Source organism: Rhodococcus spongiicola (assembly GCF_004011835.1).
Taxonomy (GTDB): domain Bacteria; phylum Actinomycetota; class Actinomycetes; order Mycobacteriales; family Mycobacteriaceae; genus Prescottella; species Prescottella spongiicola.
On sequence record NZ_RKLN01000004.1, the window covers coordinates 71829 to 96668 of the forward strand.

Annotated in this window: 21 protein-coding genes and 2 pseudogenes; 9 read left to right on the forward strand and 14 right to left on the reverse strand. The window is 67.1% G+C overall.

Features of this window, described 5'->3' with window-relative positions; all coding sequences use genetic code 11:
- The first annotated feature begins 116 nt into the window (after positions 1-116).
- Positions 117-587 (forward strand): ribonuclease E activity regulator RraA, encoded by a 471-nt coding sequence (rraA, locus tag EF834_RS11770; protein WP_127947427.1) that lies wholly within the window; start codon positions 117-119, stop codon positions 585-587.
- A gap of 87 nt (positions 588-674) precedes the next feature.
- On the opposite strand, the gene EF834_RS11775 is transcribed toward rraA, so the two are convergent.
- On the reverse strand, positions 675-1976 hold the full coding sequence (locus tag EF834_RS11775) for an alpha/beta hydrolase (protein WP_127947428.1): 1302 nt from the start codon (positions 1974-1976) through the stop codon (positions 675-677).
- An 80-nt stretch (positions 1977-2056) separates the two neighbouring features.
- Here EF834_RS11775 and EF834_RS11780 point away from each other — a divergent pair, with 80 nt between their 5' ends.
- On the forward strand, positions 2057-2584 hold the full coding sequence (locus tag EF834_RS11780) for a helix-turn-helix domain-containing protein (RefSeq protein WP_127947429.1): 528 nt from the start codon (positions 2057-2059) through the stop codon (positions 2582-2584).
- A gap of 24 nt (positions 2585-2608) precedes the next feature.
- Here EF834_RS11780 and EF834_RS11785 read toward each other — a convergent pair whose 3' ends face one another.
- Positions 2609-3028 carry a MarR family winged helix-turn-helix transcriptional regulator gene (locus EF834_RS11785; protein WP_127947430.1) on the reverse strand — a complete coding sequence of 140 codons (420 nt, stop codon included), beginning with the start codon at positions 3026-3028 and terminating at the stop codon, positions 2609-2611.
- Between the two features lie 100 nt (positions 3029-3128).
- Here EF834_RS11785 and EF834_RS11790 point away from each other — a divergent pair, with 100 nt between their 5' ends.
- On the forward strand, positions 3129-3950 hold the full coding sequence (locus EF834_RS11790) for an SDR family NAD(P)-dependent oxidoreductase (RefSeq protein WP_127947431.1): 822 nt from the start codon (positions 3129-3131) through the stop codon (positions 3948-3950).
- Here EF834_RS11790 and EF834_RS11795 read toward each other — a convergent pair.
- The 3 genes and pseudogenes from EF834_RS11795 to EF834_RS11805 form a co-directional block, all read right to left on the reverse strand.
- Positions 3947-4914, reverse strand: a pseudogene (locus EF834_RS11795) (IS481 family transposase). The gene EF834_RS11790 and the pseudogene EF834_RS11795 sit on opposite strands and share 4 nt — an antisense overlap.
- Before the next feature lie 141 nt (positions 4915-5055).
- Positions 5056-6630 carry a molybdopterin-dependent oxidoreductase gene (locus EF834_RS11800; RefSeq protein ID WP_127947432.1) on the reverse strand — a complete coding sequence of 525 codons (1575 nt, stop codon included), beginning with the start codon at positions 6628-6630 and terminating at the stop codon, positions 5056-5058.
- Between the two features lie 189 nt (positions 6631-6819).
- Positions 6820-7050: an RNA-binding S4 domain-containing protein gene (locus EF834_RS11805; protein ID WP_127947433.1), complete on the reverse strand. Its 231-nt coding sequence runs from the start codon at positions 7048-7050 to the stop codon at positions 6820-6822.
- Positions 7051-7132: 82 nt separating this feature from the next.
- Between EF834_RS11805 and lysX the strand changes: the two genes are divergently transcribed.
- The 3 genes and pseudogenes from lysX to EF834_RS18775 all read left to right on the forward strand — a co-directional run.
- Positions 7133-10501 carry a bifunctional lysylphosphatidylglycerol synthetase/lysine--tRNA ligase LysX gene (gene lysX, locus EF834_RS11810; RefSeq protein ID WP_127947434.1) on the forward strand — a complete coding sequence of 1123 codons (3369 nt, stop codon included), beginning with the start codon at positions 7133-7135 and terminating at the stop codon, positions 10499-10501.
- Between the two features lie 269 nt (positions 10502-10770).
- Positions 10771-11004: a hypothetical protein gene (locus tag EF834_RS11815; protein ID WP_127947435.1), complete on the forward strand. Its 234-nt coding sequence runs from the start codon at positions 10771-10773 to the stop codon at positions 11002-11004.
- 45 nt (positions 11005-11049) lie between these two features.
- Positions 11050-11409, forward strand: a pseudogene (locus EF834_RS18775) (hypothetical protein); the annotation flags it as partial.
- Here the strand turns inward: EF834_RS18775 and EF834_RS11825 are convergent.
- From EF834_RS11825 to EF834_RS11850, 6 genes are all read right to left on the reverse strand, one after another.
- Positions 11397-12857 (reverse strand): multicopper oxidase family protein, encoded by a 1461-nt coding sequence (locus EF834_RS11825; RefSeq protein WP_164874125.1) that lies wholly within the window; start codon positions 12855-12857, stop codon positions 11397-11399. The pseudogene EF834_RS18775 and the gene EF834_RS11825 overlap by 13 nt on opposite strands.
- A 220-nt stretch (positions 12858-13077) precedes the next feature.
- Entirely contained in the window at positions 13078-13551 is a 474-nt protein-coding gene (locus EF834_RS11830; RefSeq protein ID WP_127947436.1) for a hypothetical protein, read from the reverse strand.
- A gap of 75 nt (positions 13552-13626) precedes the next feature.
- Positions 13627-14529, reverse strand: coding sequence for an RNA polymerase sigma factor SigJ (gene sigJ / locus EF834_RS11835; protein WP_127947437.1), 903 nt, complete (start codon positions 14527-14529; stop codon positions 13627-13629).
- Positions 14526-15773 carry an NAD(P)/FAD-dependent oxidoreductase gene (locus EF834_RS11840; RefSeq protein ID WP_127947438.1) on the reverse strand — a complete coding sequence of 416 codons (1248 nt, stop codon included), beginning with the start codon at positions 15771-15773 and terminating at the stop codon, positions 14526-14528. Before EF834_RS11840 ends, sigJ begins: the two co-directional genes overlap by 4 nt.
- A 138-nt stretch (positions 15774-15911) precedes the next feature.
- The gene (locus EF834_RS11845) at positions 15912-16205 is read right to left on the reverse strand and encodes a putative quinol monooxygenase (protein WP_127947439.1); all 294 of its coding nucleotides are present in this window, start codon (positions 16203-16205) and stop codon (positions 15912-15914) included.
- 55 nt (positions 16206-16260) lie between these two features.
- Complete coding sequence (locus EF834_RS11850) at positions 16261-16740, reverse strand: hypothetical protein (RefSeq protein WP_235871139.1); 480 nt, start codon at positions 16738-16740, stop codon at positions 16261-16263.
- Between the two features lie 100 nt (positions 16741-16840).
- On the opposite strand from EF834_RS11850, the gene EF834_RS11855 reads away from it, so the two are divergent.
- Genes EF834_RS11855 through EF834_RS11865 form a run of 3 tightly spaced genes read left to right on the forward strand, consistent with a single transcriptional unit; the run spans position 16841 to position 19956 of the window.
- Positions 16841-17491 carry a TetR/AcrR family transcriptional regulator gene (locus EF834_RS11855; protein ID WP_206615258.1) on the forward strand — a complete coding sequence of 217 codons (651 nt, stop codon included), beginning with the start codon at positions 16841-16843 and terminating at the stop codon, positions 17489-17491.
- A gap of 3 nt (positions 17492-17494) precedes the next feature.
- Entirely contained in the window at positions 17495-19156 is a 1662-nt protein-coding gene (locus EF834_RS11860) for an FAD-binding dehydrogenase (RefSeq protein WP_127947441.1), read from the forward strand.
- Positions 19153-19956, forward strand: coding sequence for an SDR family oxidoreductase (locus EF834_RS11865; RefSeq protein ID WP_127947442.1), 804 nt, complete (start codon positions 19153-19155; stop codon positions 19954-19956). Before EF834_RS11860 ends, EF834_RS11865 begins: the two co-directional genes overlap by 4 nt.
- Before the next feature lie 3 nt (positions 19957-19959).
- On the opposite strand, the gene EF834_RS11870 is transcribed toward EF834_RS11865, so the two are convergent.
- The 3 genes from EF834_RS11870 to EF834_RS11880 form a co-directional block, all read right to left on the reverse strand.
- Entirely contained in the window at positions 19960-20889 is a 930-nt protein-coding gene (locus EF834_RS11870) for a cutinase family protein (RefSeq protein ID WP_235871140.1), read from the reverse strand.
- Between the two features lie 287 nt (positions 20890-21176).
- On the reverse strand, positions 21177-22907 hold the full coding sequence (locus EF834_RS11875; protein WP_235871141.1) for an Ig-like domain-containing protein: 1731 nt from the start codon (positions 22905-22907) through the stop codon (positions 21177-21179).
- A gap of 32 nt (positions 22908-22939) precedes the next feature.
- Complete coding sequence (locus tag EF834_RS11880) at positions 22940-24688, reverse strand: Ig-like domain-containing protein (RefSeq protein WP_235871142.1); 1749 nt, start codon at positions 24686-24688, stop codon at positions 22940-22942.
- Between the last annotated feature and the right edge of the window lie 152 nt (positions 24689-24840).

A 24840-nucleotide genomic window follows, 5' to 3' on the forward strand; every position in this document is an offset into this window, starting at 1 on the left:
GTTCCCCTTCGTTCCCTGCCCGGACTACCGGCAACGCCCCGGTCGCGGCTGACCAGCACAAGTTACCGGTGGGTAAGCTCGGGTGTGACCGGCGAACGAACGAAAGGGCAGTAACCATGAGTGAACCGGTGGCAACCGCTGACCTGGCCGACGAAATCGGTCCGGACATCCGCAGCTGCGACACCCAGTTCATCCAGTTCGGTGCCCGGAGCGCGTTCTCCGGCCCGATCACCACGATCAAGTGCTTCCAGGACAACCTGCTGGTCAAGCAAACCCTGAGCGAACCCGGCAACGGCGGAGTCCTCGTCGTCGACGGTGACGCGAGCGTGCACACGGCCCTCGTCGGCGACATCATCGCCGGTCGCGGCGTCTCGAACGGATGGGCGGGCGTCATCGTCAACGGCGCGGTGCGCGATTCGGCGATCCTGCGCACCCTCGACATCGGCGTCAAGGCGCTCGGCACGAACCCCCGCAAGAGCACCCAGACCGGCTCCGGCGAGAAGAACGTGCCCGTCTCCTTCGGCGGCGTCACCTTCAACCCGGGCGAGACCGTCTACAGCGACGATGACGGCATCGTTGTCCGTTGATACAGGGGTCGTCCGTTGATACAGGGGTCGTCCGCTGACGCAGGGGCCGGCCGCTGACACAAGAGTCCGTCCGTTAGCAGTGAGGGCTCACACGCGTCGCAGGTGGCCGGCCGTCCAGTCGGCCACCAGCGACAGCACCTTGTCATCGACCGGTTCGCGCACCAGCTTTCGGTAGGCACGCAGAGACGGCGGGTTCGGATCGCGGCGCAGCAGGTGTGTCAGATCGGGAACGCGGACCGTGTCGACCTCGTCCGGCACCAGGTCGGCGATCGTCGAGAGGTCGTCCGGGTCCACCTGGATGTCCTTCCCGCCGGTGACCGCAAGGACCGGTGAGTAGTTCTCTCGTAGAGGCGGTTTCGGGTCGAAGTCGAGGAACTCTCGGAACCAGCGCGCGTTGACCTTGCGGCTGCCGAGGCGCGCGACGTCGCCCTCGCTTCGATGCAGCTTGTCCAGCGCCTTCAACTGCTTGGTCCGCACGTCGATTCGCAGCACCTTCAGGATCGCTCGCACGGCGGCCGGGAGGCCCGCGACGGCCTTGCCCGACTGCCACAACAACACCTCCCGGCCGGTCGCCGCCGGACCTGCGAGCAGTACCACCGCGGCCGGATCCGCAGTCCGGTCCGCACCAAGCGCGACTGCGTGGCATGCGCCCTCGCTGTGTCCGATCACCGCAACCTCATCCCTCGCGAATCCTCCTGTGGTGCGCAACCATTCGATGGCAGCCACGGCATCGGCGATGTTGTCGGTGAAGCCCGCGGACAGAAAGCTGCCGCCCGAGGCACCGACCCCACGCTTGTCGAATCGCAACGACGCGACGCCGTTTTCGGCCAGGGCGTGCGCGAGCGCCCGACTGACACCGATGGCCATCTTGCGATGGTCGCCGTCCCGGTCGATCTCCCCGGAGCCGCTCAGAATCAACGCCACCGGCCCCTGGCCTCCCCCGCTCGGCACGGCGAGCGCCCCGACCAGCTTGGTTCCGTCACCCGAGATGAACGAGACCTCCTCTTCGGTGAACTCGGGGCGGCCCGTGGACAGCGCGTCCCGAACGCGCTGAGCGTCCGCCGTCGCGTTCGCGGTGCAGACGATCACCTGGTCGAAGTTCGCACCTGCGGCGACGCCGACGGTCCGCACCCGCACAGCCGGCACACCGCGACGGGCGACGGCGAACATCCGGGATCCGCGGCCCCGCCAGGTTCCGATCCGGATCCGGCCCGGAAACCCGAGTCCGGGCGCACGGAATCCGTGCATGTTCGCGAACGCGTCTGCGACGACGTCGACGCAGCTGATCTGCTCGAGCGGGATGGTGATGTCGCCGTGCAGGCCCGCGACCTTCTCCCCACGCGAGAGCGCGATCGTCAGCGCAGTCGAGGTGACCGTCAACTCGGCCATGGTGCTCCTCTCTAAGTCCGTTGAGGAGTATCATTCTTACAAATGAGAACGTTGTCAATGTTGAGAATGGTTGGTGTTCGATGAGTGTCAGCGCAGATCTTCTGCTCCACCCGATCCGCTTGCGCATCGTGCAGGCGCTGCTCGGTGGACGACGGCTGACGACGGCCGCACTGGCGGCCGAGCTGCCCGACGTCACGTCGGCCACGCTCTACCGTCAGGTCGCGACCCTCACCGATGCCCGCGTGCTCGACGTGGTCGCCGAGGAGAAGGTGCGCGGTGCCGTGCGCCGGACCTACGCCCTGCGCGCGGAGGCTGGGCGGATCTCCCCCGAAGAACTAGCCACGATGTCCCCGGACGAACACCGCCAGGCATTCATGGCGTTCCTCGCCGGACTTCTCAGCCCGTTCGACACCTACCTCTCCCGGCACGATCGTGATTTCACGCAGGACGGCGTCGGATACACGCAGACCGCACTCTCGCTGTCGGACAGCGAGTTCGAGCAGTTCCTGGACGAACTGCGGGGCGTGATCGAACGCTGGGGCGAACTCGGCCCCGCCGAAGGGCGGACCCGGCGGCTGTTCTCGACGATCGTGATGCCGACCGAGTAGCTGTCGTCCGCCGCGCCCGCTGGGTCAGGCGTTCAGGACGAGTTGCAGTAGTTCGCGCAGGGACTGGCGTTGCTCGGTGGCGAGTCGGGCCAGCGGGGCCGCGGCGAAGGGCATACGAGCGCGGAGGTCAGCCGCGACGGCGAGCCCGGCCGGGGTGGCGGCGACGAGTTTGATGCGGCGGTCGCCCGAGTCGGGGCGGCGCTCGACCAGGCCGCGTGACTCCAATCGATCGATGATGGTGGTGACGTTGGAGGGTTCCGCGTGCAGGCGGTTAGCGATGTGGCGCATCGGGACCGGTGCTTCTGCGGCGAGTAGTGCCTTGACCTGCAATGGGGTTAGGTCATGTACGGCGGCGGCGGTTTCTGACTCCTGCGCGTAGCGGCGGTTGATTGCCGCGAACAGGCGCACGACATCGTCGACTGGATCATCCGAACTGCTTTCCATGGGGTCCATGCCTACCAAGATGCTTGACAGAACGGAATTTTACAAAACATAGTTATGGTGCATAATAGCTATGACTGATAAGCAATGAAGGGTTGAGAAGATGAGCAGCAAGACCGTCCTGATCACCGGCACCTCCTCCGGAATCGGCCTGGCCACCGCCGTCGCCGCCGCGCAGAGCGGCTGGCATGTGGTGGCCACCATGCGCGACACCACCAAGGCGACCGCGTTGCTGGCGGCAGCCGAGCAGGCTGGGGTGTCCGTCGATGTGAGGGCCTTGGATGTGACTGACCCGGCTTCGGTCGCGTTGTGCCTGGCCGGGCTGGATCGTCTCGACGCGCTGGTGAACAACGCCGGTGCGGGTCACCTCGGCACGCTCGAGCAGGAGAGTTTAGACGACGTGCGCGCCGTGATGGAGGTCAACTTCTTCGGTGTCCTTACCGTCACCAAGGCGGCACTGCCACTGCTGCGCGTGAGTAAGGGGCGGGTGGTGACCGTCACCAGCGTCGGCGGTGTGGTGGGGCAGCCGTTCAATGAGGCCTACTGCGCGGCCAAGTTCGCGGTCGAGGGGTTCATGGAGTCGCTGGCGCCGGTCGCGGCGACCGTCGGTGTGGCGATCAGCGTGGTCGAGCCGGGTGCGGTGGCCAGCGAATTCGTCAGCAATGTCGGTGTCATCGATGCCGTGATCGAGCAGGCCGGACCGTACGCGCCCGCACTCACCGCCTACCTGGCCCACACCAGCGGTGTCTTCGCCAACGCCCAAACTCCACAGGACGTGGCCGGCCAGTTGGTCGAGGTGCTGGCGGCAGAGCGGCCCGCCTTCCGAGTGCTGACCTCCGACGCTGCACGTGCTTTCGCCGGAGTGAAGCTCGCGGACCTCGACGGTTCGGTGGTGCAGGGGCTGACCGGCTCATGGATCGCCTAGCTGTAATTCCTGGGGACGTTGTGAACGCCGACACGTTCGATGGGTGACTTGCCGCCGATCCCGGTGTGGGGTCGGTGGTGATTGTAGTGATGGATCCAGGCTTGGTATGTCGATGAACGTGCCTCGTCGCTGCGGTAGGTGTCGGCATACGCCCACTCGGCGGCGAGGGTGCGATTGAAACGCTCCACCTTCCCGTTGGTCTGCGGTCGGTACGGGCGGGTCCGCTTGTGCGCGACGTCGGCCCGAGTGCGGTAGCGAATGCGTGTGAGCGGTAACAGGATCCATTGTCGGTCAACACCCGGGTGACGGTGATGTGGTGGGCGGCGAAGAAGGCTTTCGCCCGGGTCCAGAAGCCGGCCGCGGTCTCCTTCGTCTCGTCACCAAGGATTTCCGAGTAGGCGAGCCGGGAATGGTCGTCGATCGCGTGGTGCAGGGACACGTACCCCCTGCCGGAGCGGTTCTTGCGTCCTGCTGCGCGGCCGAGTTTACGGTGACCGCCGCCGTGAGGGATCCGGCCGAGTTTCTTGATGTCCACGTGGACCAGATCTCCGGGCTCGGCGTGCTCGTAGCGTCGAGCGGGCTCCCGGCGCACGGGCAGGCCGGTGGCCTGATCGAGGTGAGCGAGCCGGGGCATCCGGTACCGGCGCAGCACGGCCTCGACGGTGGAACGGGCCAGGTGCAGGTGGTACGCGATCCGGTGTGGCCCCCACCTGCGAGTGAACCGCAGCCCGACGATCCGGCGCTCGGTACGGGTCGGTGTCCGGTGTGGACACCGGTATGGGCGTGAAGATCGATCCCGCATCGACCGATCGCCGGCACGGTAGCGGTCCACCCATTTCGTCGCCGTCGCCTTCGAGCACTGGAACCGTTCGGATACCCGCGCCACCGACCAGCCGTCGATGATGACGAGTTCGGCGAGGGTCAATCGTCCACGAGGAGTCAGGAAGGCATTAGCGTGTGTCATCGAGGACCTCCGATTTGTCGGCGTGTGTGTGGTAACCACACCGATACCGGAGGTCCTCACCTACTCCGCCACGCCACGCCGTTCACAACCTGCCTGGGAACTACAACTAGCGCACGTCCCGGTAGCCGGTGAGGATCCGCGTCACGACACCGTCACCGACAGGGTGTGCCATCCGGTGGCACCGTCGGGGACGGGGCCCGATCGCACCTCGGTCTGGGTGACACCGTCGAGGTCGGTGGCCCGCACCTGGAGGGTATGGGCGCCGGGAGTCGCCTCCCATTGCCAAGTCCACTGCCGCCACGTGTCGACGGTGTACTGCGGGGCCAGTGTCGCGGTCTGCCACGAGCCACCGTCGACCCGGACCTCGACCTTTTCGATGCCGCGGTGCTGTGCCCATGCCGTGCCGGCGACGAGGACCGGACCGGCGTCGAGTCTCGCGAACGCGGCGGGCACGTCGATCCGCGACGCGGTCTTGATCGGGCCCAGCTCGGCCCACCCACGGCGGGTCCAGTACGCCTGGGCCCGGTCGAATCGGGTCAGCTCCCAGTCGACGACCCACTTGGTCGCCGAGACGTATCCGTACAGACCGGGAACCACCTGCCGCACCGGGTAGCCGTGGTCGAAGGGCAGCGGCCTCCCGTTCATGGCGACGGCCAGGATCGCGTCCCGGCCGTCGCGCAGGACCTCGACGGGCGTGCCGGCGGTGAAGCCGTCGTGGCTACCCGACAGGAGCATGTCCGCGTCCGGAGACACACCCACCTCGTCGAGCAGGTCCTTGATGGGATAGCCGATCCAGGTCGCGTTGCCGGCCAGGTCGCCGCCGACCTCGTTGGAGACGCAGGTGAGGGTGATCGTTCGTTCGATCGGGGTGCGAGACATCAAGTCGTCCCAGGTCAGCGTCAGCTCACGGTCCACCATGCCGTGGATCCGCAACCGCCAGTCGTCGGTGGTCAGCATGGGGACCTGCAGCGCGGTGTCGATGCGGTAGAACTCGTCGTTCGTGGTGAGGAAGGGCGTGGCGCCGGGGACCGCGATATCGGTACCGGCCGCAATCGCGGGTGCCTTGTCCGCCGCAGCCACGGCGGGCACCGTGAAGGCGCTGCGATTGCGCACCGCGCCCGCAACCCTCTCCGCGAGCTGACGCCCGGCGACGCCCGCTGCGGCGGCGACCGCCGCCGTGGTCGCGGCCAGACCGAGGAAGGTTCTGCGGGAGAAGCCGCTTTGCTCGCGCGGCTCGCCGGTCTCGGGCTCCCATAGCTGCGCGGTGAGCAGGCGCAGAGCCACCACCCCCGCGAGGACACCGACGATCGTCGGGACGGCGTACGCGGCCGTGGCATCGGGACGAGTCACTGCCGCGTACACCCCGACGGCGCCGAGTCCGACGAGAATGGCGCTGCCGTACGGCCGCCTACGTTGTTCGACGATGCCGGCGATCGCCGCGAACACCACGATGAGGATGCTCATACCGATGAACAGGGCGGGCTTGTCGTTCGTGCCGAACGTGCCAATGGCGAATTCACGCGCCCATGCCGGGCTCCGGTCGACGGTGGTGCCGCCGACCGCGAAGAACGGCGAGGACGCGCCGCCGACCGGCACCGACATCAGTTCCCCCACACCCAGCACCAAGGCCGCCGCCAGCACCCCCGACGCGGCTCGCGCCGTCAGGTGCCTGCCGCGCCCTCCCTCCCGAGGGTTCGCGTATTGCTCAGTCGTCATGTACCGCCCATTCCTTCCGGAGCCGTCTACTTCCAGAGCCCTCTACTTCCAGAGCCCTCTTCCTTCAAGGCACTCGGAACATTCGGCGCAGTGCGGCAATCGGATGGGTCGGCGGCCGAAACGGCACTGCGCTGGGATGCACGACGCTGAGATGCCGGAGACGGACGCCGGGGACAAACATGCTGGGAACTACGAGGTCGGGGCCGTGACCCGCGCCGACATGCCACCGATCTCGACGAGGTCGCCGCCGTGCAGCTGCCGCCCGCGTCGGGTCTCGACCTCACCGTTGACGGTCACCAGTCCGTCGGCGATGACGCCCTTCGCCTCGGCTCCCGACTCGATGAGATTTGCGAGCTTGAGGAACTGACCCAGGCGGATCGACTCGTCACGGATCGGTACCTGGTCCACGGCGTCAGACATGACCCCATCATCCTCCTCGGACCCAAACCTCTGTTCGACGTCTCACACTGGAATCAGACGCACCATCAACGGGGAGGACACCATGGCCTCGGGCAGCGGGTTCGCGGTAGAGACGGCGGAGAAGCGAGAGCACGACCGCACTGCCGTCCCGGTCAGACGCGGGCGTCTCGCGGAAATCCCGCACATCGCGGGTCTGATCCTGGGGGTGTACTCCGTCCTGGTGTTCTTGTGGAGCCTTTCCCCCGTGCTCCGGGATCTCCTCCAAACCCCCCGCGTCTACGTCGACGACTACTACTTCGCCGCACCCGATACGAGCCTGTCGTGGGCCGTGGTGGTCGGCCTCGTCGCAGCGGCCCTCGCGAGCCGCAAACGCATCGCGTGGTGGCTGCTGACGGCCTACTTGGCCGGATTCGCGGTCCTCAACGCGATCGACGCGGTCACCGAGAGGAATGTCAACTCCGCGATCGCCTGCCTGGTCCAGGTGACCGTGGTGGGCGTACTCATCGCGTCCCGCAAGCAGTTCTACACGCGGGTCCGTCGTGGCGCGGCCTGGAAGGCACTGTCCGTACTGCTGGTCGGGCTCGTGATCGGCACCCTGCTCGGCTGGGGGCTCGTCGAACTGTTCCCGGGCACGCTGCCTCCCGACCAGCGGTTCCTGTGGGCCCTCAACCGCGTGATCGCACTCGTTGCGATCGGCAGCGAACAGTTCGACGGTCAACCGGACGTCATCATCGACACCCTCCTGGGGCTGTTCGGCGCGCTCGCGCTGCTGGCCGCGGTGATCACCCTCTTCCGCTCCCAGCGGGTCTCGAACGCGCTGACCGGCAACGACGAGTCCGCCCTGCGCGGTCTGCTCGAGCCCTTCGGCGCGAGCGATTCCCTCGGATACTTCGCGACCCGACGCGACAAGGCCGTCATCTTCGCACCCAGTGGCAAGGCCGCGGTGACCTATCGCGTCGAGGTGGGGGTGTGCCTGGCGAGCGGCGACCCCATCGGGAACCCGGAGGCGTGGCCGCACGCGATCGACGCCTGGCTCGCCCTGTGCTCGAAGTACGGCTGGGCGCCCGCGGTGCTCGGTGCGAGCGAAGCGGGCGCGACCGTGTACCAACGCGCGGGGCTGTCGGTTCTGGAACTCGGTGACGAGGCGATCCTCTACACCCGGGACTTCACGCTGAACGGTCGCGAGATGCGGCAGGTACGGCAAGCGGTCCACCGCCTCCGCAAGGCAGGTGCGACCGTCCGCATCCGACGCCACCGCGACATCCCGCCGGGCCAGATGGCCGACGTAATCTCCCGGGCCGACAAGTGGCGTGACACCGAGACCGAGCGGGGCTTCTCGATGGCGCTCGGTCGGCTCGGCGACCCACTCGACGGCGACTGCCTGCTGGTCGAGGCGATCGCGGCTGACGGCACGGTGCTGGGCATGCTCTCGTTCGTGCCGTGGGGCCCCAACGGCGCCTCGCTGGATCTGATGCGCCGGAACCCTCAGGCCCCCAACGGCGTTGTCGAGCTGATGGTCAGCGAACTCGCGACCCGCGCCACCGAGTTCGGCGTCGCCCGGGTATCGCTCAACTTCGCGACGTTCCGCTCGGCGTTCGAGGAGGGGGCCCGCCTCGGCGCCGGCCCGGTCCTCCGGATCTGGCGATCGATCCTGTTGTTCTTCTCCCGCTGGTGGCAGCTCGAGGCGCTGTACCGCTCGAACGTGAAGTACCAGCCGGATTGGACGCCGCGCTACCTGTGCTTCGACGACAACCGTCACCTACCTCGCGTCGGCATCGCGTCGGTCATCGCCGAGGGTTTGCTCACGCTGCCCACCTTCGGTCACCGGGCAAACGCGCCCACCCACACCGGTCGCCGGGCCGCGGTACCGACGGCGCTGGCAGGCTCCGGAATCCTGCACGCGGACGGCAGTGCACCGGACGTCGCCGAGGGGTCCCTGCCATCCACCTCCGGTGATCTCTCGACCGCAGCGGAGCCGACCGGACCGCGCCGTCCCGAGCAGGTGCGGGTTCGACTGGACAAGCTCGCCAGGCTCACCGACGCCGGCATCGACGCGTATCCTCCAGCCAGTCCGCCGACCCACACGGTTGCAGCCGCAGCGGCCTCACCCGAGGGAACGCAGGTACGAATCGCGGGGCGGCTGTTACGGATCCGCACGTACGGCGGTATCGCGTTCGCGGCGCTGCGGGACTGGTCGGGCGAGATCCAGATACTCATCGACCGCACTGCCGTAGGAGACCGGCTGGATACATTCGCCACCGACTTCGACCTCGGCGACCTCATCGAGGTCAGCGGAACCATCGGCCGCAGCCACCGGGGTGAACTGTCGGTGCTCGCGACGGACTGGCGGATGAACGGCAAGTGCCTACACCCGCTGCCGGACAAGTGGAAGGGGCTCACCGACACCGAAACGAAGATGCGGCGGCGCTACGTCGAGCTCGCGATCAACCCGGAGTCGCGCCGTCTGCTCGCCGTGCGCACCGCGATCGTGCGCTCGCTGCGCGACGCGCTCACCGCCCGCGGCTACCTCGAGGTGGAGACGCCGGTCCTGCAGCGCACCCACGGCGGCGCCGCCGCGACCCCGTTCGTCACCCACATCAACGCGTACGACCTGGACCTGTACCTGCGCATCGCACCCGAACTGTTCCTCAAGCGGCTGTGTGTGGCGGGCGTGGAGAAGGTGTTCGAGATCGGCCGCGTCTTCCGCAACGAGGGTGTCGACTTCAAGCACAACCCGGAGTTCACGATCCTCGAGGCGTACGAGGCGCACGGTGACCACGAACGCATGATGGTGCTGTGCCGGGAGTTGATCCAGGGCGCCGCCGTCGCCGCCCACGGCAGCCCGACCGTCATGCGGCCCGGCCCGGACGGCGAACTCACCGAGGTCGACATCTCCGGCGAGTGGCCGGTCAAGACGATGCACGGAGCGATCTCCGGCAAGCTCGGTATCGACGTCACCCCCGAGACGCCGCTCGAGGACTTGCGGAAACTGTGCGACGCCAACAAGATCGAGTACCGGAAGCATTGGGACGCCGGCGCCGTCGCCCACGAACTGTACGAACAGTTGGTCGAGGCGCACACCGAGTTCCCGACGTTCTACACCAACTTCCCGATCTCGATGTCGCCGCTGACCCGTCCGCACCCCACGCTTCCCGGGGTCGCCGCGAAATGGGACCTGGTGGCGTGGGGCAAGGAACTGGGCACCGCCTACAGCGAGCTGACCGACCCGATCGACCAGCGGCAGCGGCTGACCGGGCAGTCCCTACTCGCGGCCCGCGGCGCCCCGGAGGCCATGGAACTCGACGAGGACTTCCTCCAAGCTCTCGAGCACGGGATGCCGCCGACCGGCGGACTCGGCCTGGGCGTCGACCGAGTCGTCATGCTGATCACCGGCGGCAGCATCCGTGAGTCACTCGCGTTCCCGTTCGTCAAGCCACGAGAAGGTTCGTAGGAAGTCCGACAACTTGGTTTCGTCCACGAAAGAAATCGGAGCCCGTCGTAGGAAATGAAGAGTCTCGTCGGGCCGGTCTGGTAGGAATAGTCGTTCGCATTACCAACTGTCACAGGAGATAATCGCCCGTGTCCTTGCCTGATCCCGATAGCCAGCCCACGCCGACTCCGATGCAGCACACAACACCTGGCCCGCAGTACGGGCAGCCTGCGTCTGCATCTACGCCACCACCGGAGGTGTCGATCGAACAGCGCCGACACTCTCTGTCGATGGCGATATCGTCCGAGGTCGCGCGTGGCGCTCGGGTGGAGTCGCAGACGGACACGAATGCGATCGTGGTCACGGGGTCGAAGCCGAATCACGTTCTGCACGCGATCATCACTTTGTTCACCTGCGGTTTCTGGGGTCTGGTGTGGATCGTCCTCGCAATCATGCTGAGGGAGCATCGAATCGCCCTGACGGTAGACCCCTACGGCCACGTATTGCGGCAAGAGTTGACGTAGTCAGTCGACAACGCGGGAGGCAGCGGTGTTGTGCGTTCCTGCGTCGAATCCGTTCGCGATGGGTTGATCGCCACGAACTCGACCCTGCCCGCCCACCTGTCAGATTCGCTGCCTTGGTATCAGGGCTGCGAGATGGCCCGCCACAAGTAGTTTCGACGGCCACCGACATGGCCGTGCACTTCTGCGAAACAGCGAGCCCCCGGACGCAAGTCGCACACGCTCGACTGGGATGCCCCAGCCGAGCGTCTGCGTGATCTACCTTCCGCAACCGGCCGTGTTGCGACGACCCCTGGAATTCGCATCACCGGACCCCGCGCCGTTGTTGTCGAGTCGGCACATCATGCAACACGGCAACCGTCGAGCAGGGACACGTCGACCGGACCGATCTCTTGTCAGGATCGGTAGTCGAGCCGGGTCATCATCCCCGCTTCCAGGTGGTACCCATTGTGACAATGGAGCATCCAGTCACCGGGATTATCCGCGACGAGGTCGACGGCCACGCTTTGCATGGGCAGCACATTGACAGTGTCCTTTCGGGCACCCGGGGTGCCGTCGGGGTTCACCACCTGAAATGTGTGTCCGTGCAGGTGCATTGGGTGCCACATCATCGTCTTGTTCGTGAAGGTGAGCCGCGCCCGCTGCCCCTCCTTGACGGTCAAGGGCTCCGTCTGGTCGTAGGTGCGGCCGTTGATGGTCCATCGATAGCTCATCATGTCTCCGCCGAGCTCTGCGCTGAGATCCACGTCCGGCGGACCCTGCGGGAGCATCACTTCGCCTGTGGCGGTGAACATGTCGACGGTGCCGACGCGCCCATCCAGTTCACGTGGGCGCACATCCGGGCCGGGTGCGGATCCGGGACCGCTACGAAGGAGCGCGAAGGCCTGCGCGTTCTTTCCTTCCGCCGAAGCGACCAGTGGGAAGACGCCGTCGCCCACTGTCACGATGACGTCGTACCGTTCCGCCATCCCGATCAACACGGCATCGACCTCGGTGGGAACGACCGGGAAGCCGTCGGTGTGCGTCACTGTCATGCGGTGTCCACCGAGGGCCACACGAAAGGCGGTGTCGGCCCCGGCGTTGATGAACCGGATCCGGACCCTCTGGCCTGGCTTGGCATCGAACGAGGTGGGAGCGGATGGCATCCTGCCGTTGATCAGATAGGTGGGGTAGATGACATCACCTGGGTCACCTCCGAGCAGTTCGCTCGAACCTTTCCCGGACCCTTCCTCGTCGGAGTGCTCGACCGCGCCCATACCAGGCATGTCCATACCAGGCATGTCCATACCCGGCATGGAATCGTCCCCCATCTCGCCCATTCCACCTGCACGAAGGTCGTCGAGGATCTGCTCGGGGTCGCCGCCCATGCCGTCGATCCAGTCGTCGAGGGTGACGACCCATTCGGCGTCGTAGTCCAGGGGTTCGTTCGGATCATCGACGATCACTGGGACGTAGAGGCCGTAATCGGTCTGCATGCCCACGTGAGGATGCGCCCAGTACGTGCCCGAATGCGGCACCGAGAACTTATAGGTGAACGACTCCCCTGCCGCGATGTCGGGGGTCGCGGGAGCGGCGCCGTCCATGTCGTTGCGCAACGCGATGCCGTGCCAGTGCAGCGAGGTCGTGTCGGACATTCTGTTGTGCACGGTCACAGCGAGCTCATCCCCGATGTTCGCGCGGATCGCAGGGGCGGGCACGGAATCCCCGTAGGCCAAGGTGCGTACCGTCTTGCCGCCGAGATCGATGTCGGTGCGCTGGGCGGTGAGCTCGGCGGCCACCGTTCGCCCGGTGTGCGGTCGTTTCGCCTCGGCCGCAAGGATCGCGCTCTCGTCGACACCGGAAGCCGCGGTGCTCATCGAGGTTGAGGTGTTCGTACTGCATGCGGTCAATGCCAGACCGCCGAATCCCAGTGCTGTAGCGCCGAGGAATTTGCGCCTGCTGAGGGCTGGACCGATGTTAGCGAAGGTATTCAAGGAACTATCTCCAGAAGTGTGTGCTGCAGCCCGAAGAAGTGCAGCATGGGTGGAACATGCTTCTAGTCCGTACCGGCACGCGTGAAGGTACGGGTGAGTCGAATCACGTTCGTAGGACACACTTCAGGCGCAGGACGTCGATTCCGGGGGATGGAGGGCCCCGCCAGGTTTCGGGGCGCCCGCGGCCTGGGGCGTGTGCCGATCCAGCGCTCGCTCCGAGTGCGACCAGGACGACGAACCCGAGCATCAGGGGACTGACCGCGGCGGCCTGGCGCGGAAGGGTTGCCACGCAGCTCTCGCCCGACATTTCCATCTCAGTTCCGGGCGCAGCGGCAGCGCCGGGCGCGGCGGCAGTTGCCGGTTCGGCGCCCACCCTGACGGATACTGGCGCCGTCTCGCCGGAAGAGTCGGGTTCGGAGGTCGGCAACACAGCACTGCCACCTGGGCAGGCAGTCGTCCCGCCGGCGGTATTGATCCCGTCTGTGGCGAGGCCGTGCATCGTCAGCAAGCCCGTCAAGAGCACCAGGCAGAAGAATGCACGGCGCCAGCTCCTGATCAAAGGTGACAGGGAGCTCATATCACGGGATCCTTCAGCAGTAGACGACCGCCCGAATAGTACCCCCCAGGGGTGTGTCGTGCCACGAGGTGTGGTTCAGCGCACTGTCCACGACGCCAGCTTGTCGGGATTCATGACGATCGCGATCTCGTGGACCTTGCCCTCGGCGACGGCGAGGTCGACCACCGCGGCCACCTGATCATCGAACAAGATCACCAACCCAGCGTGGTTGTTGACCGTCTCGAAGCGGGAGTTGATGGTCAGGCCGTGCGACTCGCTCCGGGCGACGATGCCGAGTAGGTACCGCGCCACTCGGTCCGCACCCACCACCGGAACTCGCGCGATGCCGGGGAGACCCCCGCCGTCGGCCCGGGAGACGACGCCGGGCGCCAGGACGTCCATCAGGGCCGCGAGATCGCCTGTCGTGCATGCCACCGCGAACGCGTGCACGACCTTCCCGCGCTGCCCGTCGTCCGCCTCGAACCGCGGCGCGGCGCGCAGATGCCGGCGGGCGGTCGACGCCAACTGGCGACAGGCTTCGGGGCTGCGCCCGACGATGTCGCCGATCTCGGCGAACGGCATCCCGAACACGTCGTGGAGGATCAGCGCGACCCGCTCCCCCGGAGTCAACGACTCCATCGCCCGCAGCAGCGCCAACGACACCGACTCGTCGAGGGTGACGGTGTCGGCGGGGTCCGGAGGCCGCGGCGACGACGCGACCGGCCCGACCGTACCCGGCACCGGTTCGGGCAACCAGATTCCGGCGTACGACTCGCGACGCGCCCGCGCGGACCCCAACTGGTCCAGGCAGATCCGGCCGACGGCCCGCGTCATCCACGCCAGCGGCACCCGAATCGCTTCACGCTCGTCGTCGGTCAGAGACTGCCAGCGGACGACGGCGTCCTGCACGGCGTCCTCAGCGTCGTGCGCGGACCCGAGCGTCCGGTACGCGATGCCGAAGAGGTGTTCGTAGTCTCGCGAGCCGCGTGCGAAGTTCACCTCGCCACCTCCTCACTCAGTGGCTGCGGGACCGGCTTCGGACCCTTCGGGGCCTTGTACGCGCCGGGCCGGGTCCGCTCGGCGCGCAGCTTGTCCACCGTCATCTTGCAGATCGCTTCCTTTGCCACCGCGCCGAGCCGTCCCGACACCCCGATCGGCCGCGGCGAGTCATCGGCCCGCACGAACTGGAGATATCCGGCCTTGCGGCCCAGGCTCATACACTGCAGCGCGAACCCGAGCGACAGCGTCGGCCGTTGCTCGCCCCGGATCCGTGCGAGCACGGTATCCGCGACGTGACCACCGAGGGGCAGGGCCACCGCGCAGGCCATGCGCAAGTGGGACCCGACCTCCGGCGGGGCCACGACGGCGTCGCCGGCGCCGACGATGTCGGGATGGTCGAGACTGGTCAGCGTGGCGTCGACGCGCAGCCGGCCGACCGCATCGGTGGCCAGACCGCTACGTCGGGCCAGGTCCGGCACCTCGAACGACGCCGCCCACACGCACACGTCGAAGTCGAGCACGCGACCGTCCGCCAGAACGAGTTCACGCTCGCCGACCCGGGTCACCTGCGCACCCTCGTGCCGCGTCACACCCAAACCGTCGAGGGCCCTCAGGATCCGGCGCCGCGCGGGCGATCGCATGTACCCGAGCACACTTCCGGCCGCAACGATGTCCACGACGAGGTCCGGGCGTGCGGCAGCGACCTCGGACACGATCTCGACGGCCGTCGAGCCGCCCCCGACTACCCGCACCGCCGAGCCCGGCGCGAGCGCGGCCAGTTCCTTGCGCAGCCTCTCCGCGGCGGCGGAGTCGCCCGCGTGGTGAGCACGCTCGTCCATGCCGGGCACCGAACGGGCGGTGTTGCTGCCAACGGCATAGACGAGGGTGTCGTACGGGACGACCGTGCCGGCTACGCCGACTCGAACACACTGTGCGGCGGGATCGATTTCGTGAACCGTCCCGACGAGCACCTCCGCGTCCTGGTGCAGCACCTGGCGCAGCGGCACCGCGGCACTCGGACGGGCGCCGGCGACCACCTCGTGCAGCCGGATCCGCTCGATGAATTCGTCCCGCGGATTGATCACGGTGACCCGGCAGTCCCGCGCGGGGTCCTCACCACGGTGACGTCCACGGCTCGCGAGGATGCGGTTGGTCGCCAGCACGCCGGCGTATCCCGCCCCGACGACGACCACCCGGTGCCTCGGCCGCTGCGACTGCGTCGTGGGCCGCTGCGACTGCGTCATGACTGTCTCCTTTGCCTCCTGCCCGCCTGTCGCGGGCTCTCGTCATCTCTGACGACACGGGCTCCGGAAACGTGAGAGAGAGTGGCACACGCCACTCTCTCTCGTTGTCCTCTCTCGTTGTCGCTGTGTAGTTCTTGATCAGGCAATCGGGCGCAGCGGATGGATACCCGGGGCCCCGGCGAGGTGCGCACCGAACGTCGACGCGGCCTCCTGGAAGTGGGGCATCTTCATGTGGGCGTCGAGGGCGTGCTGGTCCGTCCACACCTCGACGACGACGAACGTGCCCGGAGTCGACGTCGACTCGTACAGGTCGTAGGACACACAGCCATCCTCTCTGCGACTGGCGTCCACCAGGGTGGTGAGTGCGGTACGCACTGTGTCCTCGGAACCGGGCTTGGCCGGAATGGTCGCTACGACATGCAGATTCGACATCGAATTCCCTTCTGTGAGCGCCGCCACAGCGCGGCATCCCCAACGTTACCCCGGCTCAATGAGACAAACGCCGCAGATAGGCCTGTGCCCGCTCCGAACTCCAGCCGAATACCTCACGAAGACCCGTCTCCATAGCTGCCAGATAGTCGACCGACGGTTCGGTCCTGACCACTTCGGCGCCGCCGGTGGCGGCGGTGAAGGTGGACATCGGTACGCCGTCACGAGCGCCGACGTGGAGGATTCGGTCGTAGCACGACGGTTCCTGCGCATGGATGTCGTCGAATTGCTCGGCGCTCAAGAGGTAGGCGCAGGCGGCGGTATCGCCGGGCAGGTCGGGATCGTAGAACGCGCGTCCGCCGCCCCACACGCGCGATTCGCCCGCGAAGTAGACGGTGCCGGGAAGTCGCAACGGGATGCGGGCCGAGGGCCCGCGTGGATCCCGCGCCCCCGGATACGCCCACGAGCGACCGACCGGACACCCGCCGCGCAGGTAACAGTCGAGCCGGGCCCGGGACATGTTCGATCCGTAACTCACGTACCAGACCTGCACATTTGCGACACTACGCGCCGCAACATCGGATACAGTTTTGTATCGGATGGCCCGCGACTCCGGAAAGAGGGGGTGACCAGCACACATGTCCGACCTGAAGACGGATGCGCCCCGTCCGAGACGGGTCACCAAACGCCGCGAGGAAACGCGCCAGCGCCTCCTCGACGCGGCCGGCGAGGTGTTCGCCGAGGAGGGTTTCGGCCGCTCCACCGTCGAGCAGGTCTGCGAACGCGCCGGGTTCACGCGCGGCGCGTTCTACTCGAACTTCACCTCGCTCGACGAACTCTTCCTCGCAATGTGGGAACGCCAGTCGGCTCTCATGCTCGACAGCATCCGCGCCTCTCTCGCCGATTCCGCCACGCGGCCCACGCTCATGACGGTCGACACGGCGGTCGAACGCGTGCTCGCCGCCATCCCCGTGGACGACACCTGGTACCGCATCACCGCGGAGTTCACCGCCCACGCACTGCGGAACCCCGCCCTCAAACGCGTGATGGCGGCCCGCGAGGACGCCATCCTGCACACAATCCTGCCGATCGTCGAGGACGCGCTCGCCGCCGTCGGACGCCGGGTCGCCGACCGCAACGCCCTCGGTCGTGCCCTGGTCGCGCTCCACGACGGCACCACCGTGCAGATCCTGATGGAACCCGAGAACGAGGCGGTTCGGCAGGCGCGCCAGCGCCTGTTCGTCACCGTCGTGAGTAGTTACAGCAGCACCGATACGAACAGGAGATAGGCCGTGGCAGAACAAGCCGACGTCATCGTCGTCGGAGCGGGACTGGCAGGTCTGGTCGCGACCCACGAACTGGTCAAGGCCGGCCGCAAGGTTCTCGTCGTCGAGCAAGAGAACGTGGAAAACCTCGGCGGACAGGCGTTCTGGTCGCTCGGGGGGCTGTTCTTCGTCGACAGCCCCGAGCAGCGCCGCATGGGCATCAAGGACTCCCGCGACCTAGCCCTGCAGGACTGGCTCGGCAGCGCCGGGTTCGACCGAGATCGCGAGGATCACTGGCCCCGCCAGTGGGCAGAGGCGTACGTGGACTTCGCGGCCGGCGAGAAGCGCGCCTACCTCCACGACCTCGGCCTGCGCGTCATGCCGAACGTCGGCTGGGCCGAACGCGGCGGCGGCCTCGCCTCCGGCCACGGAAACTCCGTGCCCCGCTTCCACATCACGTGGGGCACCGGCCCCGAGGTGGTCCGGGTGTTCCGCGACCCGGTGCTCGACGCGGCCAGTCGCGGCCAGGTCACCTTCCGGTACCGGCACCAGGTCGACGAGTTGATCGTCGAGGGCGGTGCCGCCGTCGGTGTGCGCGGCACCGTACTCGAGTCGTCGACCGAGCCGCGGGGTGTGAAGTCGTCGCGCACGCCCGCAGGCGAATTCGAGCTGCGCGCACAAGCGGTCGTCGTCACGTCCGGTGGCATCGGCGGCAATCCCGAACTGGTGCGCAAGAACTGGCCGGTCGAGCGGCTGGGTCGCGCACCCGAGCGGATGATCACCGGTGTGCCCGCGCACGTCGACGGCAGGATGCTCGAGATCACCGAGAACGCCGGCGGCAACATCGTCAACCGTGATCGGATGTGGCACTACACCGAGGGCATCGTCAACTGGGACCCGATCTGGCCCAACCACGCCATCCGAATCATCCCGGGTCCGTCGTCGCTGTGGCTCGATGCCACCGGAAAACGCCTGCCGGTGCCTCTGTTCCCCGGCTTCGACACCCTCGCGACTCTCGAGCACATCCTCGGTACCGGACACGACCACACGTGGTTCGTCCTCACGCAGTCGATCATCGAAAAGGAATTCGCGCTGTCGGGTTCCGAACAGAATCCCGACATGACCGGCAAGGACTTGAAGCTCTTGCTCGGCCGCGTGAAGAAGGGGGCGCCCGGACCGGTGGAAGCGTTCAAGCGCCACGGTGTGGACTTCGTAGTCCGCGACAACCTGCGCGACTTGGTCGACGGTATGAATGCCTTGACACCGGACGCGAAGCTCGACTACGAGCAGGTGGAGCGCGAGATCGTCGCACGCGACCGCCAGATCGAGAACACCTTCTCCAAGGACATGCAGGTGATGGCGATCCGCAATGCGCGAACCTATCGCGCAGACAAAGTGATTCGCGTCGCCAAGCCACACCGCCTGCTGGACCCGGCGCATGGACCGTTGATCGCGGTGCGGCTGAACCTGCTCACCCGCAAGACCCTCGGTGGGCTCGAGACCAACCTGGACTCGCAGGTGATCCGCCCCGACGGCAGCGTCTTCGACGGCCTGTACGCCGCCGGTGAGGTCGCCGGCTTCGGCGGTGGCGGCGTCCACGGCTACAACGCGCTCGAGGGAACGTTCCTCGGCGGCTGCATATTCTCCGGCCGGGCCGCCGGACGTGCACTGGGCCGGAGCCTCCGGTGAGCCGCCGCACCGCGCTCGTGACGGGCGCGTCGTCGGGTATCGGCCTCGAGGTGGCGCGGGCGCTCACCGGCCGCGGCTATCGCGTTTTGGGCACCACGCGTAATCCCCACGCACTGCGGGAAAGTTCGCGGGTACCGGGAGTCGAGTACGTGGCGCTCGATCTGACGGACCGGGCGAGTATCGAGGCGTGCGTGCGGGCCGTCGGCGACGTCGACATCCTCGTCAACAACGCGGGCGAAAGTCAGATGGGGCCGCTCGAGGAGTTACCGCTGGACGCTATCGATCGGCTCTTCCGGGTGAACGTGCTCGGCGCAGTGCAGTTGACGCAGGCGCTCCTGCCGGGCATGCGCGAGCGCGGCTACGGTCGCGTGGTGATGGTGGGTTCCATGCTCGCGAGCTTCCCGCTGGCGTTCCGGTCGTCGTACGTGGCCTCGAAATGCGCGCTGAAGGGATTCGCGACGGCCGCCAGACGCGAGCTGAGTCCGTTCGGCGTGTGGCTCACCACCGTCGAACCCGGGACCATCGCCACCGGCATCGGTGACCGCCGCACCCGGTACATCGGCGACGGATCGCCGTACACGGCCGACTACGCGATCGTCTCGAAAGGGATGCGGCGCAACGAAGACCTCGGCATCCGGCCCGGCCGGGTCGCTGCACTAGTGGTCAAGGCCATCGAGGCGAACAAGCCGAAACCCCTGTACGCGGTCGGGAACAAGGCACCGCTGGTGTTCACCGCCCGCCGGCTCGCCCCACGAACAGCGGTGGAGAAGATGATGGCGAGGTTCCACGGGTTGAAGTGAGTGTCAGGCGAGCGAGCTCAGCCAGTTCGCCAACCAGGACGTCGCGGTCGCTCCGTTGCTGTCGACGACGTACCGTCGGTAGTCCTGATGGACCTGGGAACCGTAGAACTCGCTGAGCCTCTCGACCCGGTCCTGGTTTGCGCCGTCCGACGACTGCGCATCCAGGGCCGCCATCCCGCCGGCCGCGTTGAGATCTTCGGCGATCGCTATCGCCTCCTGCATGGTCTTCCCGGTCAACGGCGCCACCGGTGACGAGTTCTGTGCCAGGAACCCGGCCATCCGGGTGACGAAGTCGTCCTTGGGAGTGGAGCAGTACAGGTCCCCGGCCACACAGAAGGTGCGGGTCTGCGGCGTGACCATTCCGAAGCCACCGATCCGGGGTCCGCCCGATCCGTTGCCGACGACGGGCGGGCCGATCAGGGTGTCGCCCTCCGACCGACGCGGGTCGGACAACAGTCCCACTGCGACCATCCGCGACGCCGGCACTACGCCGAGACCGGTACCGATCTCGGCGGCCAAGTCGCCTGCCGCGTCCGCACCCTGGCTGTAGCCCACGAGCGCGAAGTTCGTGTTGTCGCAACGCTGCGCGATGTCTGCGATGATCCCGCGGGCGTTGTCGACGGCCTGCCGCTTCGACGCTCCGTAAACCTCGGTCTCCCAAGGGAACGCTGTCGCGGCATACGTGACGTAGTCGACGCCTACCGACACAGGCAGGGGATCGGTGACCGCACCGAGCATGCCCGGACCACGCTGCGCACCAGGATCGGTCGTGGTCTCCCAAGTACCGGGGATTGCGACGACGTGCAGGTCGGGGCACGACGGCGCGGCCTGAGCCGTCCCCGTTCCGACCGCGACCACGGAACCGAAAGCCGTTACGACACAAGCCCCAAAACCCGACAGAACCCTCTTCACACGCATCGACTTCACAAGCATCGACACAGCACCCCACTCGTTCGATCCAGGTGGTCATTTGCCTGACCACGGCCGTAACGTCCCTATTGTGACAACGCCTGCGACAGACGCGACATGTCGTATGGTGGCAGGTCCACGTTGCGCGGCGATGCACGTTCGGTAAACGTAGGTTACCGAGGTACGGGTGAGCGTACTTCCTTCTTCCCCAGAACATGACACCGGTGGGGTGTCACCGCAGTCTGCGGTGACACCCCACCGGTGGTTTCAGCGCTGCTCGTGGCAGCTATCCGTGCTCAGGAACCGAAGGATCAGGAACCGAACAGTCCCTCGAGGCTGCCGAGCGGGCTCGCGGGTGGCTCGGGCACCACCAGTTCCTGCGGCGCCGACGCCGAATCGACGAACCCGGCGGATGCGACGAATTCGGCAGTGACACTGTAGGTTCCGGCGTTCAGGAACGTCGTCGGCAACGTCGCGACACCGTTGACGACGTCGACCGGCAAACCGAGCGGCGCGTTACCGAGCTTGAACTGGACCTTGCCGTTCGCGTTCGCCGGATCGACGGTCGCGACCAGCGTCACCGGGCTACCGCTGGGCACCTCACCGACCGGAGCCAGCGTGGTCGTGGTCAGCACGTCAGCCGGCGGCGCGTTGGTCACGCTCACCGGGAAGGCCGGCGACACCGATCCCAAGAATCCGTCCGTGCCGGAGTACCGCGCGATCACCCGGTGCGTGCCGGTCGCGTCGAACGTGTACGGCACGATCGCCGCACCGTCGGTGCCGACCTCGGCGGTCAGGGTCTGACCGCCGACGACGAACTCGACCGTGCCGCCCTGGACGGCGGGGGTAACCTGCGCGGACAGGTTCACGTCCTGGCCCACGTACGCGTTGTCCGGCGAGACCACCGCGATGCTGGTGGCGACGTCGTCGCTGCTGACGGTGACCGTCTTCGGCGCCGAGGTCGACCCGATGAACCCGTCACTGCCCGAGAACACGGCCGTGATCGCGTGATCGCCCTCGGAGTCGAACGCGTGCTCGATCGACGCCGAACCGTCGACCACCTCGGCCTCACCGATCGGGTTGCCCCAGTCCAGGAACTCGACGGTACCGCCCGCCGGCGCCGGGTCGATGTTCGCGGTCAGGGTGACCGGGGCGTCGATCTTCGCCGCGTCCGGACCCGAGATCGTCGTGGCGGTCTCCCTGTCCGCCTCGATGATCTGCACCGATCCCAGCGGGCCCGCACCCGCGTTCAGGGGTTCATTTTCGTTCGCCTTGTCCCGCGGGGTGCACTTCGTCGGCGCCCACACGGTACCGACGACTGGCGCGGACAGCTTCGCCGTGAACGTCAGGAAGTTCTTGCTGTGGTTCCACTTGCCGGCGTCACCGTTGGTTCGCAGCTTGAGGTCGATGGTGCCCGACTCGCCGGCCTTCAACCGCGCCTTCACCTGCGGGAGCTGGAAGTAGGTGTAGCCGTTGGAGGTGGGCGTGCCGTCGATGTCCTTGCCGGTCGCGTCGACCTTGATCCCGCCTGTGCTGGTGCTGCTCGACGACGGGCCGTTGGCGATGACCTCGTTGTTGCCGGACAGCCGCAGGATGTTGCCGTTCGGATCCTCGTCCCCGTTGCCGTTGATCCGCAGGACGTTCGGGCGGACACCGCTCAGCCCCGCCGACGTGAACGGCACGACCTCGGCGCTGATGAAGTCCGCGTTGTCCGGGAGATAGACGTCGATCTTGACCCGAGAGACGTTCGTGATGGTTGCGATCGACACGTCCTTGGGGAAGCCGATCGGCCCGGGTTGGATGGTGACGTCGAACTCCTCACCGGCGTTGATGCTGGTCGGCGCGTCGACGGTGACCGAACCGGTCTCTGTCAGCGCCTCCGGGCCCGCCAGGCTGGTATTCGGTGTGGCGAGACAAGCTGTCTTGAACGACGTCGTCACCGGTGCTGCTTGAGCGGGTATCCCGCCCATCATGGTGAGGCCGGCGACCATAGCTCCGATACCGATCGGAGCAACGAGCCGGCGAATTCTGCTCTGTTGCACAATGTCTCCTGATTGAAGGTGGTATCGGATACTCAGCCGAAGAGTCCGGTGAGCGAGCCCAAGCTGCCCGCCGGTCCGGAATCCTCACTCACGGTGAGCACCGTCGGGCCCGACACCGAGTCCGCGTACTCTGCGCCGCCGACGAAGTTCGCCGTCACCGCGTGGGTGCCGGTGACGTCGAAGCTGTGGGTGAACGTCGCCACACCGTCCACGACCTGCGCGGTGCCCAGCACCGTGGTCCCGGACCGGAACTCGACCGTGCCATCGGCCGTGCTCGGATCGACGGTCGCGGTGAACGTCACCTGCCCGCCGACCACGGTCCTACCGCTCACCTCGAGCACGGTTGTAGTCTCCGTGCGCGCCGGCTCGGGATCGTTGACGGTGACGGCAAACTCGGCCGACGTCGACGGCTCGAACCCGCCGGTGCCGGTGAACTCGGCGACCACGTTCGCCGTGCCCGCGACATCGAAGGTGTGCGGCAGCACCGCGACACCGTCGGCGGTACCCACCGGGGCGGACCCGACCTCGACACCGTCGACCAGGAACCGCACGTCACCACCGGACGGGATCGGCAGCACCGTCGCCGACAGGTTGACCGGGGTGCCGGTCACCGCGGTCACCGGCTCGACCACCGTGGTGGTGGTGCCCCAGTCGGGATCGTTCACAGTGATCTCGGCGGGTGCCGAGACGGAGTTGTGGTAGCCGCCGGTGCCGGTGAACTCGGCGGTGATGGTGTGCGACAACGCCTCCGGGAAGGAACGAGTCAGGCTCGCGGCGCCGTTCTCGACCGCGACCGGCTGACCGTAGTTCTGGCCGTCGACCTGGAACTGCACCCGGCCCGTGGCCGTGTCCGGGGTGATCGATGCCGTCATGGTCACGTCCTCACCGACCAGAGCCGAAGCCGGAACCTGCAGCGCGGTGGAGGTATCGGAAGTCACGTCGACCGTCGCCGGTGCCGACGTCGAGTTGTGGAAGCCCGCATCCGCGAGGAAGTTCGCGGTGATCTCGTGTGCACCGACCGTGTCGAACGTGTGCGACAGCGTCGCGACACCGCCGACCACATCGACCGGCGAACCGATGTCGACGCCACCGTCCTGGAACTGCACCCGGCCGTCCGCGTTCGACGGATCGAGGGTGGCCGTCAGCGTGGCCGCCTCACCGGTCTTCACCGTCTCCGGCACATCCAGCGTCGTCGTCGTGGTCACGTTCGGATCCGCGACCCGCACCCACACACCGAACGGGTTGCTGCCCGCGTCATCCCACACCCGCACCTCGGCGGACACGCCGGAGTCGTAGTCCCCGAACGGCGTATCGTCCGGCACCCGGTAGGACGCCTCGAGGGTCAGTGTCTCGTTGTTCTCGAGGTCGAAACCACCGACCAGGAAGGTACACCGGTCCTTACACGTCGCGGTCACGCCGCCGTCGGAGTTGTAGGCGAGGTTGTGCTTGTCGGTCCACGTGGTGTACGTGACCTTCACGCTGTCGCGGTCCAGAACGAAGCCGGCTGGGGGTACGTCCCGCAGACTGGAGATCGACAAGCGGACCTGGTCGTCGTTGTGTTTCTTGACCGTTGTCTTGTAGGTGACGGTGTCACCGGGGTTCACCACGTTGCTGCCGACCACCTCCTTCGTCAGCAGCAACCTGCCGGTGTCCTGAGAATTGCTCGACGGCGGTGGCTCGGCGGCTGTAGCGGTGCCGACGCCGGCACCAAGTATCAATGCAATCACAGAGCCTGCGGCGAGTACTGGACTCGCGACTCTGCGCAGGGTTGACGAAAACACTCATCCTCCTTGGGGGAACCCGCCTCCCGACCCGGCGGTGTCGTGGCAATGCATCACACAAAGCTGCACCCTAGCCTTTGCAAGTTCGTTGCAAAGGCGTTTTCTGGTCATTTGTCCAGTAAGACGCGGGACCGTAAGACGCCGGGGGTGCC

Bases quoted from the DNA above. Each gene is read 5' to 3' on its own strand.
- EF834_RS11815 (WP_127947435.1), top strand. From the start codon at position 10,771: ATGGCGATATCGTCCGAGGTCGCGCGTGGCGCTCGGGTGGAGTCGCAG.
- EF834_RS11830 (WP_127947436.1), bottom strand. From the start codon at position 13,551: ATGAGCTCCCTGTCACCTTTGATCAGGAGCTGGCGCCGTGCATTCTTC.
- EF834_RS11845 (WP_127947439.1), bottom strand. From the start codon at position 16,205: ATGTCGAATCTGCATGTCGTAGCGACCATTCCGGCCAAGCCCGGTTCC.
- EF834_RS11800 (WP_127947432.1), bottom strand. From the start codon at position 6,630: ATGACGACTGAGCAATACGCGAACCCTCGGGAGGGAGGGCGCGGCAGG.
- EF834_RS11840 (WP_127947438.1), bottom strand. From the start codon at position 15,773: ATGACGCAGTCGCAGCGGCCCACGACGCAGTCGCAGCGGCCGAGGCAC.
- EF834_RS11785 (WP_127947430.1), bottom strand. From the start codon at position 3,028: ATGGAAAGCAGTTCGGATGATCCAGTCGACGATGTCGTGCGCCTGTTC.
- EF834_RS11790 (WP_127947431.1), top strand. From the start codon at position 3,129: ATGAGCAGCAAGACCGTCCTGATCACCGGCACCTCCTCCGGAATCGGC.
- EF834_RS11825 (WP_164874125.1), bottom strand. From the start codon at position 12,857: ATGAGCACCGCGGCTTCCGGTGTCGACGAGAGCGCGATCCTTGCGGCC.
- rraA (WP_127947427.1), top strand. From the start codon at position 117: ATGAGTGAACCGGTGGCAACCGCTGACCTGGCCGACGAAATCGGTCCG.
- EF834_RS11775 (WP_127947428.1), bottom strand. From the start codon at position 1,976: ATGGCCGAGTTGACGGTCACCTCGACTGCGCTGACGATCGCGCTCTCG.
- EF834_RS11780 (WP_127947429.1), top strand. From the start codon at position 2,057: ATGAGTGTCAGCGCAGATCTTCTGCTCCACCCGATCCGCTTGCGCATC.
- EF834_RS11855 (WP_206615258.1), top strand. From the start codon at position 16,841: ATGTCCGACCTGAAGACGGATGCGCCCCGTCCGAGACGGGTCACCAAA.
- lysX (WP_127947434.1), top strand. From the start codon at position 7,133: ATGGCCTCGGGCAGCGGGTTCGCGGTAGAGACGGCGGAGAAGCGAGAG.
- EF834_RS11870 (WP_235871140.1), bottom strand. From the start codon at position 20,889: ATGCTTGTGAAGTCGATGCGTGTGAAGAGGGTTCTGTCGGGTTTTGGG.
- EF834_RS11805 (WP_127947433.1), bottom strand. From the start codon at position 7,050: ATGTCTGACGCCGTGGACCAGGTACCGATCCGTGACGAGTCGATCCGC.